The sequence below is a fragment of the Nostoc sp. UHCC 0302 genome, from assembly GCF_038096175.1.
Lineage (GTDB): Bacteria > Cyanobacteriota > Cyanobacteriia > Cyanobacteriales > Nostocaceae > UHCC-0302.
On sequence record NZ_CP151099.1, the window covers coordinates 7347859 to 7373716 of the forward strand.

Annotated in this window: 23 protein-coding genes and 1 pseudogene; 17 read left to right on the plus strand and 7 right to left on the minus strand. The window is 41.9% G+C overall.

What is annotated here, in order from left to right:
- The first annotated feature begins 12 nt into the window (after nucleotides 1-12).
- The 4 genes from WKK05_RS31765 (at nucleotide 13) to WKK05_RS31780 (ending at nucleotide 5420) form a co-directional block, all read left to right on the plus strand.
- Nucleotides 13-1176, plus strand: coding sequence for a GuaB3 family IMP dehydrogenase-related protein (locus WKK05_RS31765; RefSeq protein ID WP_341526975.1), 1164 nt, complete (start codon nucleotides 13-15; stop codon nucleotides 1174-1176).
- Between the two features lie 345 nt (nucleotides 1177-1521).
- Nucleotides 1522-1845 carry a thioredoxin gene (gene trxA / locus WKK05_RS31770; protein WP_341526976.1) on the plus strand — a complete coding sequence of 108 codons (324 nt, stop codon included), beginning with the start codon at nucleotides 1522-1524 and terminating at the stop codon, nucleotides 1843-1845.
- A gap of 339 nt (nucleotides 1846-2184) precedes the next feature.
- On the plus strand, nucleotides 2185-3255 hold the full coding sequence (locus tag WKK05_RS31775; protein WP_341526977.1) for an LOG family protein: 1071 nt from the start codon (nucleotides 2185-2187) through the stop codon (nucleotides 3253-3255).
- An 842-nt stretch (nucleotides 3256-4097) separates the two neighbouring features.
- Entirely contained in the window at nucleotides 4098-5420 is a 1323-nt protein-coding gene (locus tag WKK05_RS31780) for a D-alanyl-D-alanine carboxypeptidase (protein WP_341526978.1), read from the plus strand.
- 95 nt (nucleotides 5421-5515) lie between these two features.
- On the opposite strand, the gene lptC is transcribed toward WKK05_RS31780, so the two are convergent.
- From lptC to metG, 3 genes are all read right to left on the minus strand, one after another.
- The gene (gene lptC, locus WKK05_RS31785) at nucleotides 5516-6778 is read right to left on the minus strand and encodes an LPS export ABC transporter periplasmic protein LptC (RefSeq protein ID WP_341526979.1); all 1263 of its coding nucleotides are present in this window, start codon (nucleotides 6776-6778) and stop codon (nucleotides 5516-5518) included.
- Entirely contained in the window at nucleotides 6778-7407 is a 630-nt protein-coding gene (locus tag WKK05_RS31790; protein WP_341531244.1) for an NYN domain-containing protein, read from the minus strand. Before WKK05_RS31790 ends, lptC begins: the two co-directional genes overlap by 1 nt.
- Nucleotides 7408-7572: 165 nt before the next feature.
- Nucleotides 7573-9174, minus strand: coding sequence for a methionine--tRNA ligase (gene metG, locus WKK05_RS31795; RefSeq protein ID WP_341526980.1), 1602 nt, complete (start codon nucleotides 9172-9174; stop codon nucleotides 7573-7575).
- Between the two features lie 626 nt (nucleotides 9175-9800).
- Here metG and WKK05_RS31800 point away from each other — a divergent pair.
- The 4 genes from WKK05_RS31800 (at nucleotide 9801) to WKK05_RS31815 (ending at nucleotide 14660) form a co-directional block, all read left to right on the plus strand.
- The gene (locus tag WKK05_RS31800; protein ID WP_341526981.1) at nucleotides 9801-10526 is read left to right on the plus strand and encodes a 1-acyl-sn-glycerol-3-phosphate acyltransferase; all 726 of its coding nucleotides are present in this window, start codon (nucleotides 9801-9803) and stop codon (nucleotides 10524-10526) included.
- Between the two features lie 84 nt (nucleotides 10527-10610).
- A complete protein-coding gene (locus WKK05_RS31805) occupies nucleotides 10611-11432 on the plus strand; it encodes an alpha/beta hydrolase (protein ID WP_341531245.1) in 822 nt (273 codons plus the stop codon).
- 313 nt (nucleotides 11433-11745) lie between these two features.
- Nucleotides 11746-12900 (plus strand): hypothetical protein, encoded by a 1155-nt coding sequence (locus WKK05_RS31810; RefSeq protein ID WP_341526982.1) that lies wholly within the window; start codon nucleotides 11746-11748, stop codon nucleotides 12898-12900.
- Between the two features lie 272 nt (nucleotides 12901-13172).
- Nucleotides 13173-14660, plus strand: a complete 1488-nt coding sequence (locus tag WKK05_RS31815) for a leucyl aminopeptidase (RefSeq protein WP_341526983.1) — start codon at nucleotides 13173-13175, stop codon at nucleotides 14658-14660.
- 5 nt (nucleotides 14661-14665) lie between these two features.
- Here WKK05_RS31815 and WKK05_RS31820 read toward each other — a convergent pair whose 3' ends face one another.
- Nucleotides 14666-14851 carry a hypothetical protein gene (locus WKK05_RS31820; protein ID WP_341526984.1) on the minus strand — a complete coding sequence of 62 codons (186 nt, stop codon included), beginning with the start codon at nucleotides 14849-14851 and terminating at the stop codon, nucleotides 14666-14668.
- A gap of 37 nt (nucleotides 14852-14888) precedes the next feature.
- Here WKK05_RS31820 and plsX point away from each other — a divergent pair, with 37 nt between their 5' ends.
- From plsX to fabD, 3 genes are all read left to right on the plus strand, one after another.
- Complete coding sequence (gene plsX / locus WKK05_RS31825; RefSeq protein ID WP_341526985.1) at nucleotides 14889-15911, plus strand: phosphate acyltransferase PlsX; 1023 nt, start codon at nucleotides 14889-14891, stop codon at nucleotides 15909-15911.
- Nucleotides 15912-16016: 105 nt separating this feature from the next.
- Entirely contained in the window at nucleotides 16017-17009 is a 993-nt protein-coding gene (locus WKK05_RS31830) for a beta-ketoacyl-ACP synthase III (protein ID WP_341526986.1), read from the plus strand.
- A gap of 144 nt (nucleotides 17010-17153) precedes the next feature.
- On the plus strand, nucleotides 17154-18035 hold the full coding sequence (fabD, locus tag WKK05_RS31835; protein WP_341526987.1) for an ACP S-malonyltransferase: 882 nt from the start codon (nucleotides 17154-17156) through the stop codon (nucleotides 18033-18035).
- A 129-nt stretch (nucleotides 18036-18164) separates the two neighbouring features.
- Here the strand turns inward: fabD and WKK05_RS31840 are convergent, their stop codons facing one another.
- The 3 genes and pseudogenes from WKK05_RS31840 to WKK05_RS31850 all read right to left on the minus strand — a co-directional run.
- A complete protein-coding gene (locus WKK05_RS31840) occupies nucleotides 18165-18269 on the minus strand; it encodes an ATP-binding protein (RefSeq protein ID WP_341531246.1) in 105 nt (34 codons plus the stop codon).
- A gap of 8 nt (nucleotides 18270-18277) precedes the next feature.
- A complete protein-coding gene (locus WKK05_RS31845; RefSeq protein ID WP_341526988.1) occupies nucleotides 18278-18445 on the minus strand; it encodes a hypothetical protein in 168 nt (55 codons plus the stop codon).
- Nucleotides 18446-18474: 29 nt separating this feature from the next.
- Nucleotides 18475-19556 (minus strand): annotated as a pseudogene (locus WKK05_RS31850) (protein kinase); the annotation flags it as partial.
- 155 nt (nucleotides 19557-19711) lie between these two features.
- Between WKK05_RS31850 and WKK05_RS31855 the strand changes: the two are divergent.
- The 6 genes from WKK05_RS31855 to WKK05_RS31880 all read left to right on the plus strand — a co-directional run bounded on the left by WKK05_RS31855 (nucleotide 19712) and on the right by WKK05_RS31880 (nucleotide 25618).
- Nucleotides 19712-20350: a lysophospholipid acyltransferase family protein gene (locus WKK05_RS31855; RefSeq protein WP_341526989.1), complete on the plus strand. Its 639-nt coding sequence runs from the start codon at nucleotides 19712-19714 to the stop codon at nucleotides 20348-20350.
- Between the two features lie 170 nt (nucleotides 20351-20520).
- Complete coding sequence (locus WKK05_RS31860; protein ID WP_341526990.1) at nucleotides 20521-21015, plus strand: helix-turn-helix domain-containing protein; 495 nt, start codon at nucleotides 20521-20523, stop codon at nucleotides 21013-21015.
- Between the two features lie 135 nt (nucleotides 21016-21150).
- Nucleotides 21151-21594, plus strand: a complete 444-nt coding sequence (locus WKK05_RS31865; protein WP_341526991.1) for a transposase — start codon at nucleotides 21151-21153, stop codon at nucleotides 21592-21594.
- A gap of 102 nt (nucleotides 21595-21696) precedes the next feature.
- Nucleotides 21697-22734, plus strand: a complete 1038-nt coding sequence (locus WKK05_RS31870; protein ID WP_341526992.1) for an AI-2E family transporter — start codon at nucleotides 21697-21699, stop codon at nucleotides 22732-22734.
- A 78-nt stretch (nucleotides 22735-22812) separates the two neighbouring features.
- Nucleotides 22813-23115, plus strand: coding sequence for a DUF2288 domain-containing protein (locus WKK05_RS31875; RefSeq protein ID WP_341526993.1), 303 nt, complete (start codon nucleotides 22813-22815; stop codon nucleotides 23113-23115).
- 58 nt (nucleotides 23116-23173) lie between these two features.
- On the plus strand, nucleotides 23174-25618 hold the full coding sequence (locus tag WKK05_RS31880; RefSeq protein ID WP_341526994.1) for an endonuclease MutS2: 2445 nt from the start codon (nucleotides 23174-23176) through the stop codon (nucleotides 25616-25618).
- Nucleotides 25619-25858 lie beyond the last annotated feature (240 nt).

A 25858-nucleotide genomic window follows, 5' to 3' on the forward strand; every position in this document is an offset into this window, starting at 1 on the left:
AATATTTAAAGCGTGGAAATTCAACTTGGGCGGGGAAAAACAGCTCGTAGAGCTTACGGAATAGATGAAATTGCTCTAGCCCCTGGTAACAGAACACTAGACCCCAGTTTAGCGGATACTAAATGGCGTATTGGCAATATTGAGCGAGAAATCCCGATAATTGCCAGTGCAATGGATGGCGTAGTCGATGTTCGCATGGCTGTGCGTTTGTCGCAGTTAGGAGCATTAGGAGTCCTCAACTTAGAGGGTATCCAAACTCGCTATGCTGATCCAGAGCCGATTTTAGATCGGATTGCCTCTGTGGGAAAAGATGAATTTGTTGCCCTGATGCAAGAACTCTATGCCGAACCCATTAAGCCAGAATTAATTGAACAACGTGTTCAGGAAATTAAACAACAAGGTGGCATTGCAGCAGTAAGTGCTACCCCAGCAGGTGCAAGTAAGTATGGTGAGGTGGTGGCAAAAGCTGGGGCTGACTTATTTTTTGTCCAAGCTACCGTAGTTTCTACTGCACATCTGTCGCCAGAGTCTTTAGTACCACTAGATTTGGCTGAATTTTGCCGTTCTATGCCCATCCCCGTGGTGTTGGGGAATTGCGTAACTTACGAAGTAACTTTAAATTTGTTGAAAGCTGGGGCGGCTGGGGTACTAGTGGGAATTGGGCCAGGCGCAGCTTGTACCTCCCGTGGCGTTTTGGGTGTGGGTGTTCCACAGGCGACTGCGATCGCCGACTGTGCAGCTGCACGAGATGATTATTATAGGGAAACTGGTAACTATATCCCTGTGATTGCTGATGGCGGCTTAATCACTGGCGGCGACATTTGCAAATGCATCGCCTGCGGTGCTGATGGGGTAATGATTGGTTCCCCCTTTGCTAGAGCCGCTGAAGCGCCAGGAAGAGGTTATCACTGGGGTATGGCTACTCCTAGCCCAGTCTTGCCCCGTGGAACCCGCATTCGCGTTGCTACCACTGGTAGCCTAGAACAAATACTCATTGGCCCAGCAGGTCTAGATGATGGCACCCATAATCTTTTAGGAGCCTTAAAGACAAGTATGGGTACTTTGGGAGCCAAAAATATTAAAGAAATGCAACAAGTGGAAGTTGTTATCGCCCCTTCTCTACTAACCGAAGGAAAAGTTTACCAGAAAGCTCAACAACTGGGTATGGGTAAATAAAAGAGATAGGGAATATGGCATAGGGGATGAGGAATAGGGAATGGTCAAAAATAACAGATAATGCCAATGCCCAACTTCAAAATCCTAAAGAAATTTTTCCAGCCCTCTAAACAATTTACTGGAAAAATCACATATGTCGCCTACAATAGAGAAAGCGGAGACGCATGTTTCCGTTCACTCCTCACACCACACTCCGCCCGGACTACTGTTCGGGCGGTTCCTTATGTTTATAAATAAATTCTAGAGCTTCTTTGCAAATGTACATCCTCTACTCCTAAGCAACTGTTTTTGCTATGGTAGAATTTTCACGAAGCTCACATAAATTAATTGGCGAAGGTTTTAGGCATGTCAGTAACCGAACAAGTCACAGACTCTACTTTTAAGCAAGAAGTACTCGACAGCAATGTACCTGTTTTAGTTGATTTTTGGGCTCCTTGGTGCGGCCCTTGCAGGATGGTAGCTCCTGTTGTCGATGAAATCGCTTCTCAGTACGAAGGTCAACTAAAGGTTGTGAAGCTCAACACAGATGAGAATCCTCAGGTTGCCAGTCAATACGGTATCCGTAGCATTCCCACATTAATGATTTTTAAAGGCGGGCAGAAAGTGGATATGGTAGTCGGTGCTGTGCCTAAAACTACATTAGCTACTACTTTGGAAAAGTATCTTTAAAATTCAATCGGCAATAACATTCTCTTGAGTTGTCCACCTGTTCTAGCGTTAGGTTAATATTTGTAACCAAGTTTGAGAGGCGCTAAATTTGCGTCTCCATAAAACTTTTACGTTTATTGAAAATAGAAGCTCACGCCAGATATTCCACTCTGAATAAGCACAGGTTGACGACTGCATTTGTCGCCAGCGCCTTGGTTAATTATCGACTAAAGGTGCTTTTTCTTGTCATAAATTAGTCAGTAGTTAAACTATCGATTAAGAACTATTGACTACGCCAAACGGCTGATAAAGTACAACTAAATTTAGTTAAAATATAGTGCCATTGTTGCGGCAGTTCTCATGACCTCATCTGCGTCGTTTGACACATTAGAGTATCTTCAAGCCGATATCGCTGATTTAATCGAGCGTTTACCAACGTTAAAAAATCGGCAGTTTATCAAGCAAGTACTTGATACAATACTTCGTTTGGCCGATAGTGAAATTGAGCGTCTTGATTGGAAGATATTGTCGGCCGCTTTAGCAGATATGGAAAAGGGTTTCCAGCTTTTTTATGCTTACCGACACGTTCGTAAAGTCACTATTTTTGGTTCTGCTCGCCTAGCGCCAGACACACCAGAATATCAGATGGCGCTTGAGTTTGGTCGCGCTGTTTCTCAACTGGGATTCATGGTAATGACAGGCGGTGGTGGCGGCATTATGCAGGCAGGTCACGAAGGTGCTGGACGAGAAAATTCTTTTGGCTTAAACATTCAGTTACCATTTGAACAGCAAGCTAACCCGATTATTGAAGGTGATCCTAAGCTAATTCACTTTAAGTATTTCTTTACCCGTAAGCTATTTCTGCTCAAAGAAAGTGATGCTGTCGCTTTGTTTCCTGGTGGCTTTGGTACTCAAGACGAAGCTTTTGAATGCATGACATTGAGCCAAACTGGTAAATTCGGGCCCGTACCTCTAGTTTTAATTGACCGCCCTGGTGGTGATTACTGGCAGTCTTGGAGCGAATATATTGATAAGCAACTAGTGCAAAATGGTCTTGTGAGTCCCGAAGACCCTAGTCTTTATACAGTAACTGACAACCTAGATGTCGCCTGCGATGCCATTACCCGTTTTTATCAGGTTTATCACTCCTGTCGTTATGTGGGCGAGAAGTTAGTCATTCGGCTGAAGACAGATGTATCAGATGCGCTTGTAGACCAACTAAATGCTGAGTTCAATCAGATTCTTGTGAAAGGACGGATTGAAAAAAGTCAAGCATTGCCTCAAGAAGCGCAAGACGAAACAATGGAACTACCTCGTCTAGTTTTATACTTCAATCAGCGCGATTTAGGACGCTTGTATCAGATGATTGCGGCTATTAACCAGATGGGTAATCCTTCACCAGAAGATGCGGCACATCCAGAAAGAAAATAGGCATTGAGGGTGGCAAACTCCACCCTTTATTTTTATTCTCCTGAAAAAAATTGTTTTGACAAAAAATAAGCCACATCAGGGGCAGAAAATTGCAATTAGGCTAAAGTTTAATGCTTAGCGATCGCACCTTGTTTACTAAGCTTAAGAAGCTATTTATAAACATAATATTAAATAATAGCGCCGCGTAGCTGAAATGGTAGATTATATTTTTTCCTGGGATAAGTGTCTTGCCTTTACCTTTTAAGCAGGTAAGATACCTGCACCATAGTATTTGCTATTTTGCAATACTATAACCTTAATATTTACTTTATAAATGCTCTGTTCTCGCGGAGTTTTTATAGTGAAATTACTGGAAAAACTTGTATATGTTAAAAAATTATTATTCTGCCTAGCTATTATTAGTTGATTCTCTCTAGTTGTCTCGCTCCTAAGTATAGAATCAGTTTTGACCTATAACAAAAATATCAGATGGTTCAAAGATTCCTGCTCTCTATTCCTGGGATATTTACGATTCATTTCTAGCCAGAAATTTTTTAACGGATTACCACGTACATTTAGACACAATAACAAACGAAAGTTTCTCTTCCTCTGCGACCAATGCTAGATTTTCAAGTAAAAAATAATTTATAGCATTGTCTTAGTCAAAGATTTTCTATTTTCTTATATCTAGAGTCATAATTAATCAGCAACTTTGTCTGGTAGAAGTGTAACGAAACAATGTTATCTCCGCTACTAGTAGACGAAAAATCCACGAGTTTTCATGACTCAATGCTGATTCTCATGAAAAAGCTTGTATATTAGCACAGGAAACAACTAAGCACATCCGAAGAGAGGTATAAAGTATGCTGGAACTATTGGGTTCAGGTTTGATGTCGCTTTGGCTAGAAATGGCTGGTGTACAAATCAAGCCATTGGATGCTTTAAATGCACTGGCTTGGCAAAGTAGCCCTAGTCTGGTTCTAGCCCCTGATCCCAATCCAACTGGGGCTACTACAGTACAGGCATATTTAAAGTGGCTAATAACATCGAAACTGGTAGCACAGAACCTAACGCAGAGTCAGGGAATTTGGATGCAGTCTGGGCCCATGCTGATGGCCAATCATCAAGGTACAACACCTCTACCTGCTGCCTCTTTGACCAAAATTGCTACTTCACTTGTTGCTTTAAAAACATGGGGGCCAGACCACCAATTTGAGACGTTGGTAAGTGCTACAGGGCCAGTGGTAAATGGGGTTTTACAGGGCGATTTGGTAATGAATGGCGGTGGCGATCCTTTGTTTGTTTGGGAAGAAGCGATCGCTCTTGGTAATACCCTTAACAAGATGGGTATTAAGCAAGTAAAGGGAAATTTAGTAATTACTGGCAATTTTGCCATGAATTTTCAACGTCATCCTTTACTTGCGGGTCAAATGCTCAAGCAATCGCTGAATTACAAGACTTGGACTCGCCCCGCTAATTACATCTACTCGATTATGCCCAAAGGCACACCCAAGCCTCAAGTCGTAATTGCCGGTACTATCAAATTTGCAGCCCAGCCAAACCCTCAACAAACTTTGCTGCTGCGTCACCATTCTTTACCCTTGCAGCAACTGATCAAGGAAATGAATGTTTTCAGTAATAATGACATGGCACAGATGCTGGCAGACTCAGTGGGAGGCGCAACTGTAGTGCAATCAACAGCTGCCAACCTTGCAAGAGTCCCACAAACAGAAATTCAGCTAATAAATGGTTCTGGATTAGGGCCAGAAAATCGCATTTCCCCCAGAGCTGTTTGTGCAATGTTCATGGCTATTCAACGAGAAGCAGCTAACCATCAGTTGACATTGGCTGACTTATTTCCCATGTCTGGGTTCGATCACCGAGGAACACTACACGCTAGACACATCCCTGCTGCTACTGTAATTAAAACTGGTACTCTTCGTGATGTTAGTGCTTTAGCTGGAGTTATGCCCACACGCGATCGCGGTTTGGTCTGGTTTGCGATTATCAACCGGGGTACAAATGTATCCGGCTTCCGTAGTGGACAAGACAAATTACTGCAAAGTCTTGTACAACAGTTGCAAGTAGCCTCATCTGTTCCTGCTGATCTTACTCCCCACTCAGCCATTAACTCAGTACCCCAATTAGGTACAGCTAATCGTAATGAAATTTTGTACAGAAGTTAGTTATTTGTCATTGGTCATTTGTCATTGGTTAATTAAGTGAATATGACTAAATAATCATGCCCAATCCCCAATCCCTAGTACCCAATCCCCAATAACTATTGACCCTTAACTTTTTCTTGGGGAATAATTTCCGTTACTACCCTACTGCCAGAACTGCCACCTTTGACAACAATATTTTCTGTTTGCAGATTACCAACAGCTGTTTCACCCGTAAAATTTACTGGGGGATCAGCTTGCCGATAAACTACATTTCCTTGGGCTTCAACTAACTTATTATCTAGATACCAAGTCAGTTTATTAGATTTCAAAGCTTGGCGACGTTGCCCAATTGCATTAACATTACCTGTTAAATAAACCGTTTTTTGGGGGATTCTCATTTCTCCCTGATTGGCAGTCACCGTAAGATTTTCGGCACGGTGGAATACACGTACAGGCGCATTTGTAGTAACAATTTCTGTTTGCATATTCCAAGACATAGAGTTACTAGCTATTTGCGTTGGCGGATCTAGTAAATCTAGCTGGGCATTTTGTTTAACAATAGCAACTTTTGTTTTTAAGTTAACTTCGGCAGAATTTCCCCTGCCACGGTCGGTAATTTGATTATTTTTATAACGGTCAATTTGTACAGGGCGATCGCCGATTAATTTTTCCTCTTTAATTTGCCAAATCAAATGCTCAGTTCGCATTTGCAATTGGGGATCAGCGGAATTTGCAACTACTCCTCCAGAAAATTCCATGCGCTGTTCGCGGGTTTTAACTCGCGCTTCCTGCGCCACTGCTTGTAATTGTTTATGAGTACCGTTTAACTGGTTGCGAACAATTAACAAATCTTCTTTAGGACGCCATTCTAATTCATTACCTCGCAAAACCATGCCATTGCGAGGATCTGTTGCCACTATTTTACCTTTGAGAAACAGCTGTTTCCCATCTTGTTCAATGTCTGCAACTTCTGCCCTAACTTGGTAAACTACTTTGCCATCTTGGTAAAGTTCACCATAAGGACTTTCAGCTTGACCAATTTGTTTTTCTTTAGTGTATTTTGCCCTTTTAGCTTTGACTTTCCAAATCGGTCTTCCTACCTCATCCGCCTGCTCTAAAGTCACATCAAAGAAAGTCAAATCGCTGTCTTGGTTAGATGAAGCCGAAGTGTTTGATTTAGAAGATGTAGGGGATTTTCCCTCACAAGCAACTAAGCCAGTTATCAACAAAAACATCACAGCCAAAAGAAAAAAGGAGGGGGGGAGTGGAGGAGTGGGGGAGTAGGAAGTGAAGGAATTTTGAATTTTTGTCCCCCCCTCTCCCTTTCTCCTTTTCTCCCTCTCTTTATCCCTTTCCCTCTTATTAAAAAGATGCTTCATTATTCTTGAATTTCTAAGCGTCCATCACTGTCTCTAGGGTCATCTAAAAAACCCATACTGGATAAGGGCCGATATGGATAGCTTTGACGAGGGGTTTTTTGGATATCTTCTTTAATGGCTTCTAAATCAATATAGCGATCGCTGACATTAATTAAGCTATCACTAGTCATGGAACGCAAACTTACCACCTCCACCCGAACCCCACGATAACTCACTGAATTGACTGCATATGCTAAATCCCCATCACCGCTAACTAAAACTGCGGTATCATAAGAATCAACCAACGCCATCATGTCAACTGCTATTTCTACATCCAGGTTGGCTTTTTTTGAACCATCAGGTAGCTGGACTAAATCTTTAGCAATGACTCGATAGCCATTGCGACGCATCCACAGTAAAAACCCTTGTTGCTTCTCGTTTGTCCGGTCTACCCCTGTGTAGAAGAAAGCTCGCAGCAGTCTCGATCCCCCAGTTAAGCGACACAAGAGTTTCGTGTAGTCAATTTCAATCCCTAGTTGCAGCGCCGCATAAAATAGATTTGAGCCATCAATAAATATGGCGACACGACCCCGGTTTTCTAAAACTTGTTCTGGCGTGAATATTGAGTCGTTTTCCAAATTATTCAACATCATTGTCATACCTCAATTTTTATCCTTGTTATTTTTGATACAAATTAACAACTTTTACAGGCTAGTTAGAGCGGCTTATGATAAGTTTCCGGGGCTAATTAAGCTCAGCCCCGATATGTTTTTAGAGAGAATTAGAGATCGAGCAAAATTAGAGATTGATAAGGTTTAATCGTTTGTTAGGGGTTCTATGCGTTTAAAAATTGGTTGGGGTGTACCCAACTGTTGTTTCCTGGATAGTATCCCCCATGTTGCGTGGGTGGCAAAAGGAGCGGTAATGGAACTTTCTAATTGATCGTTAAAATTTATTCCAAAACCCAGTTGCTGATAAATATCGCTACTGATGTTAGGAATAATTGGGGATAGCAAGTAAGCTGCTAATCTAACTGATTCTAGAACTGCATACAGCACCTCTTCTACAGCTTGTTGCTGTCCCTGCTTATATAATGACCAAGGAGCTTGTTCATCAATAAACTTATTGCTGGCTTGAACCAGTAAAAAGACAGCCTCGCAGGCTTGACTGAAAGCTAGCGCCTCATAAGCTTGTTTTACCTGTTCCCCCAGAGGTAAACCAATTGCTTTCAAAGGATTCTTATCAGGAATTGCTTCCTTGTTAATTGGTGGTACATTGCCAGCACAGTATTTCTTCACCATGCTCAAGGTGCGATTGAGCAAATTGCCTAATTTATCTGCTAAATCTGCATTCAGAACATTAATGAATCTAATTTCATTAAAATCTCCATCTTTGCCAAATTCGATTTCCTTAAGGAAGTAATAACGAACGGCGTCGCTACCATAGCGCTCAACTAGCGCCACAGGGTCGAGAGTATTACCCTGGCTTTTCCCCATTTTCTGACCATCTTTGGTCAAAAAGCCATGTCCAAATACTCTTTCTGGCAAGGGTAAGCCCGCTGATAACAACATTGCTGGCCAGTAAACTGCATGGAAGCGGAGGATATCTTTACCAATTAGATGCAAGTTGATTGGCCACCATTTAGTTAAAGCATTTTCTAATGTTGGTTCGTCATCTGGTTCTAATAATGCAGTTACATAACCTAGTAATGCATCAAACCAAACATAAAGGGTGTGCTTCGGATCAACTGGTACTGGAAAACCCCAGTCTAGATTTACTCGCGAAATAGAAAAGTCTTGTAATCCCTGACTTACAAAGCTAATGACTTCATTTCGTCGACTCTCTGGCTGAATAAAATCCGGTTGAGACTCATAAAGAGCTTCCAGTTTTGTTTGATATTTTGATAAGCGAAAGAAGTAGTTTTGCTCGTCTCGCCACTCGACTTCCTTATTAGTATGAATTGGGCAACGCTGTCCTTCTAGAAGTTCCCGTTCTTCTTTAAATTCTTCACAGGATACGCAGTACCAGCCTTTCTGTTGTCCTTGATAGATGTCACCAACTTCCCACACTCGCCCAAAAAATTCTTTAACGATCGCTTCATGACGAGTTGCTGTAGTCCGACTAAAGCGATCGTATTGAATGTTCAGCAATTGCCACAAACTAACGAAGCTAGGCACAACTTCATCACAAAATTCTTGTGGTTTTTTTCCTAAATTCTCTGCCGAACGCTGAATTTTTTGGCCATGTTCATCTGTACCAGTAATAAGTAATACTTGATGTCCTAGTAGTCTTTTAAACCGTGCTACTACATCGGCTGCCATTGTTGTATAAGCACTGCCTATATGAGGGACATCGTTTACATAATATAACGGTGTTGTCAGCGCAAATGTCTTTTCTGTTTTATCCACTAGATCCATACAGAATAAAAAACAACTTATTAAAAGGTTTTATATCTTACTTTTATCTTAAAAACCACGCAATTATATAACATTACTACCTTTTTTTCAAATATCATCTTAATATTAGCAAATTTCTCAAGTCAAAAATTGTTTTGTGAGATGTACAAATCTTGCTAATTTCTGCTAAAAGAAGGCAAAATGAGAAGTTGAAAGGAATCAATACACCTTTCAATTGTTCTACGTTCGCCGGAGAAGTTTTTGTTGACATAGCGTCTTCGCTAGGAGAAGAGTAGCTTTGATCAGAGGGTAGGCTATCAAATTTTTAATTCATAGGGGGCTTGAACCCTTAATGATGTTTTGCAAAAAGTTTTACCTTTAAAATTCAATTTTTTTGGAGAATTAGAGGCTTTTAACCACATTCCACTGCCAGCGGTCAAAAGCCGGAAATTAACTATTAATAGTATTTTTTAATGCTTTTTGTTACATACTGTTGTGACCATAAACACATAACTCTGTAGCTTAAAAATTCCATTTGCTTTGAAAATCAGACATTTCTATCTTAAGACGGTCATGGCGGTAGTAAAGAAATGTAAAAATTAAATGAAGATAAACTGCGATATTTACCAGAGATATATTGATTAGCTATGAGTCTAAATAGCCCCCTGGAGATTTCTCGCGCTTTCCTGGCGGCGCTCTCAACGCAAATGTTTCGCTACTATGAGGATCGCATTCCCCAGGATGCAAGTGTGCTGGTAGTCAGCAATCACCGCAGTTTCATGGATGCGCTAATTTTAATGGGGGCCCTGTCGAGTCCAATTCGCTTTGCTTGCCATCACTACATGGGACAAGTACCAATAATGCGGGAGATTGTCACCGGACAATTAGGGTGTTTTCCTTTAGAGGGAACCCAAAACCGCCAGCAAAGCTTTTTTGTACAGTCACAGGTGCTGTTGCAATCTAAGCAGATGGTAGGAGTATTCCCAGAGGGAACTGAACCAATGGTGAAATTTACTCAACCAAACGCAGTGGGTGAATTTCAGAGAGGTTTTGCCCATTTGGCATTACGAGCTGATGTCCAGGATTTAGCAATTTTACCGATCGCGATCGCCTCATTAGAGGAAGTCAACACTTCTGGGTTTCCATTACGGCTTTTGAGTTTATTTGACCCTTCAGAACCTTTATTTAATCAACCTGGTTGGCATCCCCTAGTAGTTTATCGTCGAGTCGCCGTACTAATCGGTCGCCCTCTTTGGATTACGCCCCAACATCAAAAACAATATCATGGGAAACAAGCTAGAACTGTTGTGGCTGAACTAACAGAACATTGTCACAGCGAAATTAGTGGCTTACTGCGTCAAGGTTGCTATTAAGTCAAAAGCTAACATTCCTAAAGATTTTCTACTATGGACTAATGGCTACTGACTACTTAATTTAATGACTAATGAGTAATGACTATCACAGAAGTTGAGCTAAAGCCTTGTTTCCTCACTCCTAAACGAGTACAACCAAACTATCCACTGTTTGTATATTTGCCAGGAATGGATGGAACAGGTCAACTGTTGCGATCGCAAACCGCTGGATTAGAAATTGGTTTTGATGTCCGCTGCTTAGCAATACCACGTCAAGACCTCACAAACTGGGACGTGCTAACCCGGAATGTAGTGGGCTTGATTTATGCAGAATTAGAAAAAAACTCCCAGAGGGTAGTTTATTTGTGTGGTGAGTCATTTGGCGGATGTTTGGCAATGAAAGTGGCGATCCAAGCGCCACAGCTATTTAAACGCATCATCCTGATAAACCCAGCTTCTGCCTTTCATCTTCGCCCTTGGTTAGATTTGGCATCTCAACTTACTTCATTAGTGCCAGAAAGCCTTTATGATGTAGGCGCATTGGGATTGTTGCCGTTTCTGGCATCTTTACAACGCATTAGTAGAAGCGATCGCCATGAACTGTTGAAAACTATGCGTTATGTACCTTCAGAAACCGTTCGCTGGCGATTGTCTTTACTCAGGCAGTTTCGTGTTGATGAAGAGCAGTTACGTCGTTTAACTCAACCACTATTACTCATTGCTGGCGCTAGCGATTGCCTTTTGCCTTCTGTAACTGAAGTCAGGCGTTTAGCCAATATCTTACCCAATGCCAAGGTGGTAATACTGCCCCAAAGTGGACACGCCTGCTTGCTGGAGAAAGATATTTATCTGTATAAAATTCTTCAAGCTAACAACTTTTTAGAAAGTAAAGCAGATATGGCTAAGGAAGTAGAGGTGAGAGGATAGAACGGATAAAACTTTCTCTAAAACATATTGAAATATCAATTATTTCTGGAAAATTTAAACTACTGAATTTAAAAAATGCAGAACTTTTTACACATTGAACTTTCGTTGTGCCTAAGTGGTTCAAGAATAAATTTGTTCAACGAGTAAGAGACACAGACCTAAGTAAAACATTAGACGCTTTAACAAGACAGGGTTTACACAAATACTCAAGATAATTTAGCTTTACTCTAATTTGTGCTGATAGTAAGATGCCAAGCTCTTCTCACTTTCGTTACAACCTAAAGAGAGAGGCTTTACAGGATGATGTCAAACAATGGCAGACAAACCCCAACAACAAATAGAGGTGGATGAAAAAGTTAATTCACCCATTCAAACTTCAGAAGTAGAGAAGCAACCGTCTGTATTAGAGTTTTTAGCTGAAGCTGGCAAAACAGTTGTAGATACAGCAGTTGGGGTAGGAGCAACGGCGGCGAAACAAACACAGAAGTTAATTGAGCAAACAACTCAAACTACTGGCAAAGTAGTAGATCGCCTAAGCGAGAATTGGCTAATTCGTAAACTATCTGGAGTGGTAAATTTGAATTGGCTGATTGGTGCTACTGATGTTGTTAATTTGGAAAAAGCAGAACTTGCGGTAAGTAAATTAAAGCAAGAGCATCCTGAAGAATCACCGAGTCAGATTGCCCACCGGATCATGGTGGAAAAAGCAACTAAAGCAGGCGGGATTGGTTTAGCAACTAGTATTTTGCCAGGAATAGCAGTAGCTTTGTTGGCAATTGATTTAGCTGCAACTACAGAATTGCAATCAGAAATGGTTTATCAGATTGCATCTGCCTATGGCTTAGATTTAAAAGACCCTGCTCGTAAAGGTGAAGTATTGGGAATTTTTGGTTTAGCGTTAGGTGGGGGTCGTCTTTTGAAAGCAGCAGGATTAGGCTTATTACGAAATGTGCCTTTTGCTGGTGCTGCGATCGCAGCTAGTTCAAACGCAACCATGATCTACTCATTAGGCTATGCTGCTTGCCGATTCTATGAAGCTAAACTAGATGAATCGACTTCGCTGAACTCTCCTGAAACACTGGCAAATTTAAAAGCAGAGAGTGAAAAGTATCTAGAAAAAGCGATCGCTCAAGAAGCAGTCATGGATCAAATACTAGTTCACATGATCCTGGCTAGCAATCCAGAGAAGACTTGGCAAGAGATTTTACCAGAGTTGCAAGCTCTAAACCTCAGTCCTCAATCCTTGGATGCCATTGCTAAAAATATTAAATCACCCCAACCTTTAGATACACTGCTGAATCAACTAAACCGTGATTTTGCTATACCACTGTTGGCTCAGTGTTACAAAATTGCCCAACTAGATAGACAGACTAACCCAGTTGAAGATCGGATAATAGCAGCTATCTCCAGTAAATTCAACATTGACACAGCTGCAATTGAATCATTAGTTATAGAGCATAGGGCATAGGGGAGCCACTGTGTTGGATGGGTTCCCCGACTTGTTCGCCTTAGCGCATTTAAGAGAACTGACGCACCGTGAGGAAATTACGTCATTGCGTTCGCCTTGGCGTCGCAGACAAGCAATCTCCAACCTTGGTTTTGCGTCGAGAGTGCGTAACTCCTGATTTAGTTGTTCTTCCCCACTCCTCTATTTCCCTACCCTTCCGTTTTTACTTCGTCATCAAAAAAGAAATTTAAGCAATACTGGTACAAGAACGAATACTTACACAAAATCCCAAAATGGCAATTCAACCTAGTGATAAGCCTTTGCTAGAGTGGGCAGGCGACAGTTTGGCAATTGGATTATTTGAAGATGCAGTAGAACTGACTGGTGAACTGGCAACTTTAAATGAGAAACTTGGCGGAATTTTAAAAGAACTGATAGCCGAAGAGGAATTTACAGCGAAAGCCAGCAGCACTATCTTCACGCGTCTGAGTGCTGGCAGTCCAGTTCGTAAAGTGATTTTTGTAGGTTTGGGCAAACCTGAAGCGCTAAAACAAGATACCTTGCGACGTGCTGCTGCTGCTGTAGCCAAGGTAGCAAAAAAGCAAAAAAGCAAAACTTTAGGGTTTAGTTTTCCTTTGTGGAACAACGATCCAGCTGCAACTGCTCAAGCGATCGCAGAAGGTACACAACTAGCCCTTTACCAAGACACTCGCTTTAAGTCAGAACCAGAAGATAAAGGGCCACAAATCGAATCCATAGATTTACTGGGATTCAGTGGGCAAGAAGAAGCTATCAACCGTGCTAATCAAATTGTCTCAGGAGTAATTTTGGCACGGCAGTTGGTAGCAGCACCAGCAAATGCAGTCACCCCAATTACTTTGGCAGACACGGCAAAAGCGATCGCTAACGATCACGGTTTACAAGTAGAAATTCTGGAACGAGAAGACTGTGAAAAGTTAGGTATGGGTGCGTTTTTGGGAGTTGCCCAAGCTTCTGACTTGCCACCTAAATTTATCCACCTAATTTACAAACCAGAAGGTACACCCAAACGGAAACTAGCAATTATTGGTAAAGGATTAACCTTTGATTCTGGTGGACTCAACATTAAAGGTGCTGGTAGCGGCATCGAAACCATGAAAATTGATATGGGTGGTGCAGCTGCTACTTTAGGTGCAGCAAAAGCAATTGCTCAGTTAAAACCAGAAGTTGAAGTACACTTTATCTCAGCCGCAACTGAAAACATGATTAGCGGTCACGCTATGCACCCAGGAGATGTCCTGATAGCATCTAACGGTAAAACAATCGAAGTTAATAATACTGATGCTGAAGGACGTTTGACCCTTGCAGATGCTTTGGTGTATGCAGACAAATTGGGAGTGGATGCGATCGTTGATTTAGCCACCTTAACTGGTGCTAACGTCATAGCTTTAGGTGATGACATTGCTGGTTTATTTACCCCTAATGATGCTGTAGCCTCCGAACTGGAAAAAGCTGCGGAAACATCAGGAGAAAAGATTTGGCGAATGCCAATGGAAGAAAAATATTTTGAAGGGCTAAAATCTGGTATTGCCGACATGAAGAACACAGGGCCGCGTCCGGGTGGTGCTATTACCGCAGCCCTCTTCCTCAAGCAGTTCGTCAAAGATACTGCTTGGGCGCATCTAGACATTGCTGGCCCAGTGTGGGCAGATAAAGAAAATGGCTACAACGGCCCAGGCGCAACCGGCTACGGTGTTCGGACACTCGTGAACTGGGTACTGGGGACTGGGGAGAATAATTAATGAGTTTAACTCTTAACTCCTAACTTCTGTAGAGACGCGATTAATCGCGTCTCTACAGAAGTTAGCAACCCCAATGCCCCATGCCCAATCCCCAAATTTGTGCTATCTTGGGCTTGCCGCGAAATTTCTGTTGTCGTAGTAACAGAAATCAATATAGTAGCGAGAAATTTGCGCTTTTTGAGCAAAGCCATCTGGTAAAATTTGTAAGGTTTCTAAAAGCTTTGAGCAATGGGATCGACTCGTGTACGGATCGCAATTGACGCAATGGGAGGGGATCACGCACCCGGTGAAATCGTTGCTGGCGCAATGCGAGCAAGGGAAGAACTGGGTGTAGATATACTTTTGGTGGGTGATCCTCACAAAATTGAAGCTGCTTTGCCGCCAAAAACAAATATGGCGCAGGTGGAGATCGTTCCTGCTGAGGATGCGATCGCGATGGACGAGGAGCCTTTAAACGCCATTAGACGCAAACCCAAGGCTTCTATTAACGTGGCGATGGATTTGGTCAAGCAACAGCGAGCAGATGCTGTCTTCTCTGCCGGACACTCTGGAGCAGCAATGGCAGCAGCTTTGCTCCGCTTAGGACGATTGCCAGGAATTGACCGTCCAGCAATTGGAGCAGTTTTTCCCACAATCATAGCGGGTAAGCCAGTGCTGATACTTGATGTCGGTGCTAATGTAGACTGTCGTCCGAAATTTTTAGATCAGTTTGCTGTATTAGGGTCAGCTTATAGCCAGTATGTTTTAGGTACAGCTGAACCCAAGGTGGGTTTGTTGAATATCGGAGAAGAAGACTCAAAGGGCAATGACGCAGCCGTCCGCGCTCACCAAATGCTCCGAGAAAATTCCCAAATTAATTTTATTGGTAATGCCGAAGGGCGGGATGTGCTTTCCGGTCGCTTTGATGTAATTGTTTGTGATGGTTTTGTGGGAAATGTATTGTTAAAGTTTGCCGAAGCGGTTGGAGAAGTAATTCTGCAAATTTTGCGGGAAGAACTACCTCAAGGATTGCACGGTCAAATTGGCACAGCACTCCTCAAACCAAACCTGAAGCGCATTAAGCAGCGAATGGATCACGCAGAACACGGTGGTGCGCTGTTGTTAGGCGTCGCCGGAGTCTGTTTGATCGGTCATGGTAGCTCGCAAGCACCTTCGATTTTTAATGCAATTCGTATAGCAAAAGAAGCTGTAGACAACCAGGTGCTGCAACGAATTCAGTCCCAATATATCTTACAGCGCGAAAGCGGTTAGCGAGAGGTCATTAGTCGTTTGTCACTTGTCATTAGTAAGGACGAAGGACAAAGGACAAATGACAGATGACAAATGACAAAAAGCTGATAGCTTGGGAGACTAGGAGTGCAAAACTTAGGTGTAGCAATTACTGGAAGTGGCTCAGCAGTACCAGCAACTTCCCTTGAGAACCAGAGGCTAACTGAACTTGTTGAAACCTCAGACGAGTGGATTGCCACAAGAACTGGAATTCGTCAACGGCGATTAGCGCTTCCAGACGAGTCATTGAGTTCATTAGCTACTGCGGCTGCCCATCAAGCGATCGCCGCCGCAGGAATTACAGCAGCTGACTTGGATTTAATTGTGCTAGCCACATCTACCCCTGACGATTTGTTTGGCAGTGCTTGCCAAGTACAAGCTCAATTGGGAGCTACCCAAGCAGTAGCCTTTGATTTGACAGCAGCCTGCTCTGGTTTCGTTTTTGGGCTAGTAACAGCTGCTCAATACATCAAAACAGGAGTATATCAAAATGTACTGTTGATAGGAGCGGATATCCTCTCTCGTTGGGTAGATTGGCAAGATAGGCGCACTTGTGTATTGTTCGGTGATGGTGCAGGGGCAGTAGTATTACAGGCTGCTGTGAGCGATCGCTTATTAGGATTTGCGCTCAAAAGTGACGGTAGGCAAAATCATCACCTCAATCTTCCCTATGCAGGTTCCTCCAAAGAATTGATACCAGGTATAAAAGTTACTAAAGGCAGTTACCAGCCGATTGAAATGAATGGCAAAGAAGTCTACCGCTTTGCTGTTCAACGAGTACCAGAAATTATCGACAAAGCCTTATTTGCAGCTAACCTCAGTGTTGACGAAATAGATTGGCTAGTATTACATCAAGCCAATCAACGAATTATCGATGCTGTTGCCCAACGCCTAAATATTGCAGAACATAAAGTTATAAGTAATCTTGCCCAGTATGGCAACACCTCTGCCGCTTCCATCCCCCTAGCTCTAGATGAAGCAGTGCGACAAGGAAAAATAAAACCCAATGACATCATTGCTGCATCCGGCTTTGGAGCCGGTCTTACCTGGGGTGCGGCAATTTTTCAATGGGGAAAATAGTATTTTGTCATTTGTTATTTGTGCTTTGTCATTTGTCATTTGTCCTTTGTGAATAACCAAACGACCAATTATTAATGACCAATGCCCAATGACCAATGACCAATGCCCAATGACCAATGCCCAATGACCAATGACCACTGACCAATGACTAAAACTGCATGGGTGTTTCCCGGACAAGGTTCCCAAGATTTGGGAATGGGAATGGATTTATTAGATATACCCTCCGCTAAGGAGAAATTTGACCAAGCCGAGGCAATTTTAGGCTGGTCTGTAATAGAAATCTGTCAGAAGGACGAAAAAAAGCTATCACAAACTGTCTACACTCAGCCAAGTCTCTATGTGGTAGAAAGTATTTTCGCCGATCTCATGCGCGAACGGGGACATAAACCGGATTTAGTTGCTGGTCACAGTTTGGGAGAATATGTAGCCCTGTACGTGGCTGGCGTCTTTGAATGGGCCATTGGGTTACATCTAGTAAAGCGTCGTGCTGAACTTATGGAAAGCGCCGCAGGTGGAATGATGGCGGCTTTGATCAACTTTGACCGCGACCAGTTAGAAAAAGTAATTGCTCAAACTCCTAACGTAGTGTTGGCAAATGATAACAGTCCGGCTCAGGTTGTCATTTCTGGATCTCCTGAATCTGTAAGAGCAGTGATGTCTGAAGTTAAGGCCAAGCGTGCTATCCCTTTAAGAACGTCTGGAGCATTTCACTCTCCCTTAATGGCTCCTGCGGCTGCGGAGTTTCAAGATATTCTCGAATTTGTAGAATTTCAGCCAGCTATTATACCAGTATTGTCTAACGTAGAACCATTTCCCTCTATTGATGGTGAAATTTTAAAGCAGCGTCTAAACAAACAAATGACTGGTTCGGTACGGTGGCGAGAAATTTCTTTGCAATTACCAGCTAATGACATTGAGCAAGTAGTAGAAATTGGCCCCGGTAATGTCCTAACTGGTTTAATTAAACGTACTAGCCCTGATTTGATTTTAAAAAATGTCCGTAGGGCTGCTGAATTGCCTATTTGATTTTTCTAGTAACAGTAAATTCTGATAAGATAATTTGCACGGTTAATAACCTTTTTAGAGACGTTGCAGTGCAACGTTTCTACATAAATAATTTGTATTATGATGAAACGTTCTACCTGAAAAGATTCTCTAAGTTCTCATTTCAATGAGAAATTCTGTACCTTGGCCAAGAACAGAGTTAAAACTCAATTTGCCGCTGTGGGTTTCTTCAACGATTTGACGAGCGATCGCCAGTCCTAAACCTAGTCTTCTAAGCTATAATTCAAGTCAATCTCTTCAGCATGGTCTTTGATTTCATTACCCGGATTTGATAAACTTTCTTGATATAATTTCACGTGTTCAACAATATCTGCAACAGTAGGTTTAGCTTGTTTGAGACTAGCAGCAATAAAACCTAAAGGATTATTCATTTCATGGGCTACCCCAGCAACTAAATTACAAAATAACCGCGTTGTCGCACAATCGGTTTATGTACTTCGTTGACAACCGCAGTTTTACCAATACCAGAAAAACCAGCTACTAGCATCATTTCTGTTGCTCCAAGGCTAACTCTTTCAAATGCTTGGAGTAGGCTTTCTACTTCAGCTTCTCGTCCATAGAGTTTATCGGGGATAAGAAAGCGATCGCACACATCCTTCTGTGCAATTCCAAAGTCTTCAATTTTACCAGTTTCTTGTAGCTGATTTAAACAAGTTTCTAAATCAAATTTCAGACCCAATGCACTTTGATAGTGGTCTTCAGCATTTTCTGCCATCAATTTCATCACAATATCGCAGAGGAATTGAGGAATTATTTCTTGCCTTTTGCCTTCCAATTTTTCCGGTTGTTTGGCAATATGAGAATGTACCAACTCCATCGGATCATTTGACTGAAAAGGTAATTCTCCTGTAAGTAATTCGTAGAATGTTACACCTAAAGAATAAAAATCAGTCCGGTAGTCAATCCCTCGATTCATTCTGCCTGTTTGTTCTGGAGAAATATAAGCAAGTGTCCCTTCTAGTACATTGGGATTGACAAGTGTTTGTGTTTCTCGTGGAAGTAGAGATGCAATACTAAAGTCAATTAATTTAACTTGTTTAGTTTTAGGATTAATTAAAATATTGCTGGGTTTAATATCTTTATGAATAATACGATCGCGATAGAGTATATCTAAGGTGTTACATAGAGCGATCGCAATTTGTAAAAACTCCTGTAGAAACGCGCCAAAGCGAGTTTCTACAGAAACAAAATAATCTTTGAGAGAAATTCCCCCAAAATCTTCCATCACAAAGGCATAGCGATTTTGATATGCTTCCAGGCTATAGGTTTGGATAATCAAGGGTGAGTTGAGATTTTTCGCAATCATGTACTGATTGCGAAACATAAGAGTTCACCAAAACCTGGATAAGGATTTTTCAGTAGTTTAATTACTACAGGTAATGAGTCAGTTTCGCGATAGCCTCGATAAACTAGGGTTCTAGAACCATTGTAAATTTCCTTGTCGAGACGGTATCCAGGAATACTAACTATAGTGCTAACCATACTGCTAAATCCTAACGATTTCTGTATGTTAGTCTTTCCAGTTAGTTTAGGCTATTCACATTTGGAGGCGCAAAACATAATGTTGCTATTGCTTTTTTGCGCTTTGGGTATTGCGATCGCGTATGCTAAATTCAGTCTGATTTAAATTATCTTTTGTGGATAGAAATCGCGAACCATTTATCAGTCTGGCACTTTACCACGCCTTTAAATGGTCAATTGTCAGTCCCATGCTTCATGCCTACTTTCGGGGACAGATTTATGGTGTGGAAAATGTTCCCAAATCGGGGCCACTAGTGGTAATTAGCAATCATGCTAGTTACTTTGATCCACCTATTGTCTCCAATTGTGTACGCCGTCCAGTAGCGTACATGGCTAAGGAAGAGTTATTTGATATCCCCATTTTGGCCCAGGCGATTAAATTATATGGTGCTTATCCAGTAAGTCGAGGAAGTGCTGATCGCAATGCCATCCGTGCTGCTCTAGAATATCTCAACAAAGGTTGGGCAGTTGGTGTATTTTTGCAAGGTACTCGCACTCCAGATGGTAGAATTACAGACCCCAAAAGAGGCGCAGTACTTCTGGCGGCGAAGGGAAAAGCACCAATATTGCCCGTGAGTGTCTGGGGTACAGAAAAGATTTTAGAAAAAGGTTCGGCAATACCTCGTGCAGTTCCCATAACTATCAGAATTGGCAACTTAATTGATACACCTAGTTCCACCAATAAAGAAGAATTGGAGATGCTAACACAAAAGTGCGCCACAGTGATCAATGAGATGCATAATTTAGGGCGATGAGTTAGCAAGCAAAGAAATATACTTTAGGGAAGTGGCGATCGCTACTTCATTTCTGTAAATTTAAAGTCAACCCACTTTAGCAATCAACAAGAGACTTATACCAAGTCTAAATGAGCGTGCATATAAATGTAGAATAAAGAATATGGAAGATAGAGACTCATGAGGAACCGATGGCACGCCCTTTCAATCTAGAAGTTCAAGAAAGTGCTGAGTATTTGTCAAAAAGCTTGAAAAATACGCGCACAGCATTTGAAAAAGAGCGTTTACAGATGCTGTGGTGGATAAAAACAGAACAAGTGACACAGCATCAAGAATTGAGCCGAAGATTGGGCAGAGATGGGTCAACAGTAACACGGTGGTTGCAAAGGTATCGGCAAGGGGGATTATCCAAGCTTCTAGAAGTAAAAACTGCACCAGGAGCAACTCCTGTAATTCAAGGAGAAATGCTTTCGGAGTTAGTGTCAAAGTTAGAATCCCTGGAGGGATTTAGTAGTTATGGGCAAATTGTCGAATGGATAGAGCAAAAATGGAATGTGCAAGTAAAGTACAAAACAGTTTATAGTTTAGTACGCTATAAACTAGGGGCAAAACTAAAAGTACCTCGACCCATAAGCTCGTCTATTGATGAGCAAGCTATAAGCCTTTTTAAAAAAACATTCCCTTAGCCTTGGTAGCTTTACAAAACCTATTGGGTGGCGGAAAACGATTACGTTATTTGTGCCAGGATGAGACCAGATTAGGTTTGAAAACCGAAACTGGGCGAGTAATTACGGCACGCGCAAGTCAAGCCCATAGTTAAGGTGCAGTGGCCAAGAAAAGCATATTGGCTTTATGGAGTAGTTGAACCCATATCAGGATGGCATTTTTGCCAAGAATATTCTCATTTAAACAGTGAAAATTTTCAGAAATTTCTTGATTCCCTTTCTCTTGAATTAGGCTCAGATATGGCCTTAATACAAATGGATAGAGCCTCAGCACATCAAGCCTTAGCACTCACTTGGCCTGAAAATATTATCCCAATTTTTCAACCATCTCATAGTCCTCAACTTAATCCTATAGAGAGATTATGGCAGTTTATTAAACGCCAGTTCAAAGGCGAGAACTTCTCAAATTTAGACCAGTTGCGTCAACGGGTTCAAGATGAATTAGCTCAATTATCTTCTGAGTTAGTATCAACTCTTACAAGTTATGATTTCATTCTTGAAGCTCTTTTTCATCAATCTCTATTTTATGCAGGCTCATAGAGAATTGGTATTACGAAAAATCAATTATCCATCTTTGTAGATTAGGCAAATCGCCCACTCTACCTAAGTAGCTTTTCTCTAGGTCTTAATTACGAATTAATTATGAGCGGCTTTGAAGCCAAAAACTTTTGGGAACGATTGAATAATCTGGCGTTAATCCGTTTTTTGCTTTTAGTTGCTTCTGGTTGGGCAATCGTGCAACTTTTAGCTTACTTCGAAGCGGTTATTGTTATTTTTACATTTGCCGCAATTTTGGCTTTTTTACTTAGCTACCCTGTAAAATGGCTGCGCTACTTTTTGCCCCACGGTATAGCGGTTGCTGTGGTTTTTTTGTTTAGTATTGTGATTATTGGAGGTCTGGCAATTACTGTTGGCTTAACAGTTTTATCTCAAGGACAACAATTAATTGACAGTATAACTGGCTTTTTAAATTCTTTATTACCTCTATTAGAGAAACTAGAATCATTTTTACAAAGCCGTAACCTGCGGATAGATTTAAGTACAATCCAAGAACAGTTACGCAATCAAGCTATATCAAGCCTTGTGACTAGCTTGGCAATTTTACAAGGTTTTATGACCAACTTTGTAACTTTTATATTGATTGCAGTTGTAGCTTTTTTTATGTTGTTAGATGGAGACAAACTTTGGAATTTTATCTTAAAAATAGTTCCAGAGCAACGCCGCTATAGATTTACAAAAGTTATTAGACGAGCCTTTTTAGGTTTTTTTAGAGGACAATTATTATTAAGTCTATTTCTCACCACTTCAACATTCCTAGTTTTCTTAGTTTTAAAAGTACCTTTTGCTTTAATATTATCAATAATAGTTGGCATTCTTGATATCATTCCTGGAATAGGAGCAACATTAGGCGTAAGTACAGTTACTTTAGTTGTCTTATCTCAAGGTGTTTGGTTAGCTTTCAAAGTATTGATAGCTTGCATAGTCCTCCAACAGATACAAGACAACTTGATTGCACCGCGGATTATGCAAGGTGCGCTCAATCTGAATCCTGTAGTAGTATTTTTTGCTTTACTAGTAGGGGCTAGAGTAGCTGGATTACTAGGTGTTTTTATATCTATTCCAATTGCTGGAGTAATCGTATCTTTATTTGAAATTGATGAGATGAAATCGGAGGTCTAGAAACGTTAAATTGTAGCGTTTGCACTAAATTAGTCAATAATAAAAAAGGAGTCATCTACAAGTAAACATCGCGGAATCATGTCGGATTTAAGAGCAGAATTAACACAAATCCTAGACCAGGCAGAGTGGGAGTGGCTAATTCCTCACGTGCAGCGAGATGCAGTAATCTTAGTAGCAGATAATCTAGACTTGCTGGATGTTGGGGTGGCGATCGCTAGTGATAACATTCCTTCAGTACAAGTGTGGATTGATGAGCAATTGATTACCAAGCCGACACCAGTACAATTGGGCGAGTGGAATAGCGATCGCACTAAGCGATTTAATACCCTCATCGTCCAACCTTACGTTTTAGTCCAAGAAATAGCCGCTGCAAGTTCCTAAATAAGTTTCACAGCACCGCTAGAATTGTTACCATAATTTCAGATTAGATATTGAAGCCTTGATCCAATCTGAAACCTTAGACTTACTAGAATGGCAGCGCCTCTGCCAGCATCTTTCCACATTTGCGGCAACTAAGTTAGGGGCGACAGCCGCGCGTTATCTGAAAATACCTGAGTCTCAACCAGAAAGCCAACAGTTGTTAGAGCAAACCAAAGAAGTCTATCAACTGGAAAGTCGTCTTGCTAGTGGATTATCTTTTGAAGGAATTCAAGATATTGGCGATTCCATAGAACGGGCAGAACTTAGCGGAATTTTAGCAGGGGATGAACTGTTAGCGATCGCCACTACCCTAGCTGGGGCGAGAAATTTACGGCGTGTAATTGATAACCAAGAAGATGTGCCGTTATTAACAGAGTTAGTCGCAGATTTGCGGACTTATCCAGAACTAGAACAGGAAATTCACCGTTGTATAGATGAACGCGCCCAAGTAACTGACCGCGCCAGCCAAAAACTGGGCGAAATCCGCACAGATTTGCGGCGATTACGTTCGCAAATTACTCAAAAGCTCCAAAATATTTTACAAGCAAAATCTGGGGCAGTTCAAGAACAATTGATTACACAACGAGGTGATCGCTTTGTCATACCCGTGAAAGCGCCCCAGAAAGACGCGATTCCCGGTATTGTGCATGATACCTCCACCAGCGGAGCCACCTTGTATGTGGAACCGAATGCGATCGTTCCAATGGGCAATCAACTGCGGCAAGCTTTGAGAAGAGAGCAAGTAGAAGAAGAAGCGATTCGCCGCATCTTAACCGAGCAAGTAGCCGCAGTCAAACCCGATTTGGAAAGATTATTAGCAATTGCTACCACTTTAGATTTAGCAACCGCCAGAGCCAGATATAGTCTTTGGCTAAAAGCTAATCCTCCACGGTTTATTGAGCGACAAGAAAAGGAAATTATTACCTTACGGCAGTTACGTCATCCCCTTTTAGTCTGGCAACAACAGCACGAACAAGGTCAAGCAGTAATTCCAGTAGATTTATTAATTAGTCCACACATTCGAGTAGTAACAATTACTGGGCCTAATACTGGGGGTAAAACTGTCACCTTAAAAACTCTGGGATTGGCAGCATTGATGGCCAAAGTAGGTTTATTTATTCCCGCCCGCGAACCAGTAGAAATACCTTGGTTTGACAAAGTGCTGGCAGATATTGGTGACGAACAATCCCTACAGCAAAGTTTATCCACATTCTCTGGTCATATCCGCCGCATCAGTCGGATTTTAAATGCCTTGGGGACTGGTGACTGGGGGCTGGGGACTGGGGAAAAGGAAATACCCAATACCCAATCCCCAATACCTAATCCCCAATCCCTAGTCTTACTCGATGAAGTCGGTGCAGGAACTGATCCAGTTGAAGGTAGTGCCTTAGCGATCGCTTTACTACAATATTTAGCCACTCATGCCCAGCTAACTATCGCCACCACTCACTTTGGTGAACTAAAAGCACTCAAGTATGAAGATGAGCGCTTTGAAAATGCCTCTGTAGAATTTGATGAAAGTACTCTTTCACCAACTTATCGTCTGCTGTGGGGAATACCCGGACGTTCCAACGCCTTGACAATTGCCCTCCGCTTGGGATTGAAACCAGAAGTAGTGGAACAGGCAAAAAGCCAGGTAGGAGAAGCAACAGATGAAGTCAACCAGGTAATTGCTGGGTTAGAAGCACAACGTCGCCGTCAAGAAACCAAAGCCGCTGAAGCCCAAAATTTGTTGCAGCAAGCTGAGCGTTTATACAAAGAAGTTTCCGCAAAAGCCGCAGCTTTAGAGGAAAGAGAAAAAGATTTACGGGCTTCACAAGAAGTCGCAGTACAGCAAGCGATCGCCCAAGCCAAAGGTGAAATCGCCCAAGTGATTCGCCGCTTGCAGAAAGGTACGCCCACAGCTCAAGATGCCCAACAAGCAACCAATACTTTAAATAAAATTGCTGGGCAATATCAGCCAGCAGCACCAGCAAAACCAAAAGTTGGGTTTATGCCCAAAGTAGGCGATCGCGTCCGCATTCCCAAGCTGGGGCAAACAGCAGATGTATTAACTGCCCCCGATGATGATGGGGAATTAAGCGTCCGCTTTGGGATTATGAAAATGACGGTGAAGTTGGAAGACGTAGAATCTCTAGATGGACAAAAACCAGAACCAATTGTCAAAGCCAAACCAACCCCCACCCCAGCCGCAGTTACTCCACCACCGCCAAGCGCCCCAGTAATTCGTACATCTAAAAACACCATCGATTTACGTGGTAAGCGGGTAGCTGATGCCGAATATATTCTTGATAAAGGCATCTCAGAAGCTACAGGCCCAGTCTGGATTATTCATGGATACGGCACTGGTAAGCTGCGGCAAGGTGTTCACGCCTTTTTGCAACAGCATTCTCGTGTTAGCCACTATGAAGCAGCAGAACAAGCAGACGGTGGTAATGGTGTCACAATCGCTCATATTCAATAAGTGGCAATAAATGTAACTGGTAATAGCCAGTAATTATTAATTGCTAATTAGTAATTAGCTGGCTATGATTAGCGATTAGCAATTAGCAATTAATAATTTAACTTTGTTTATTTATACCTTTGTACTTATCTAGTAGCATAAGTTTATCTAACTGGAAGTGGGGTTAGGAATTTTCTACTTTGTGGAAAAGAAATTTTCATTTAGAGTAGGACAAAGAAACCTGTTGATTACCATCTACAA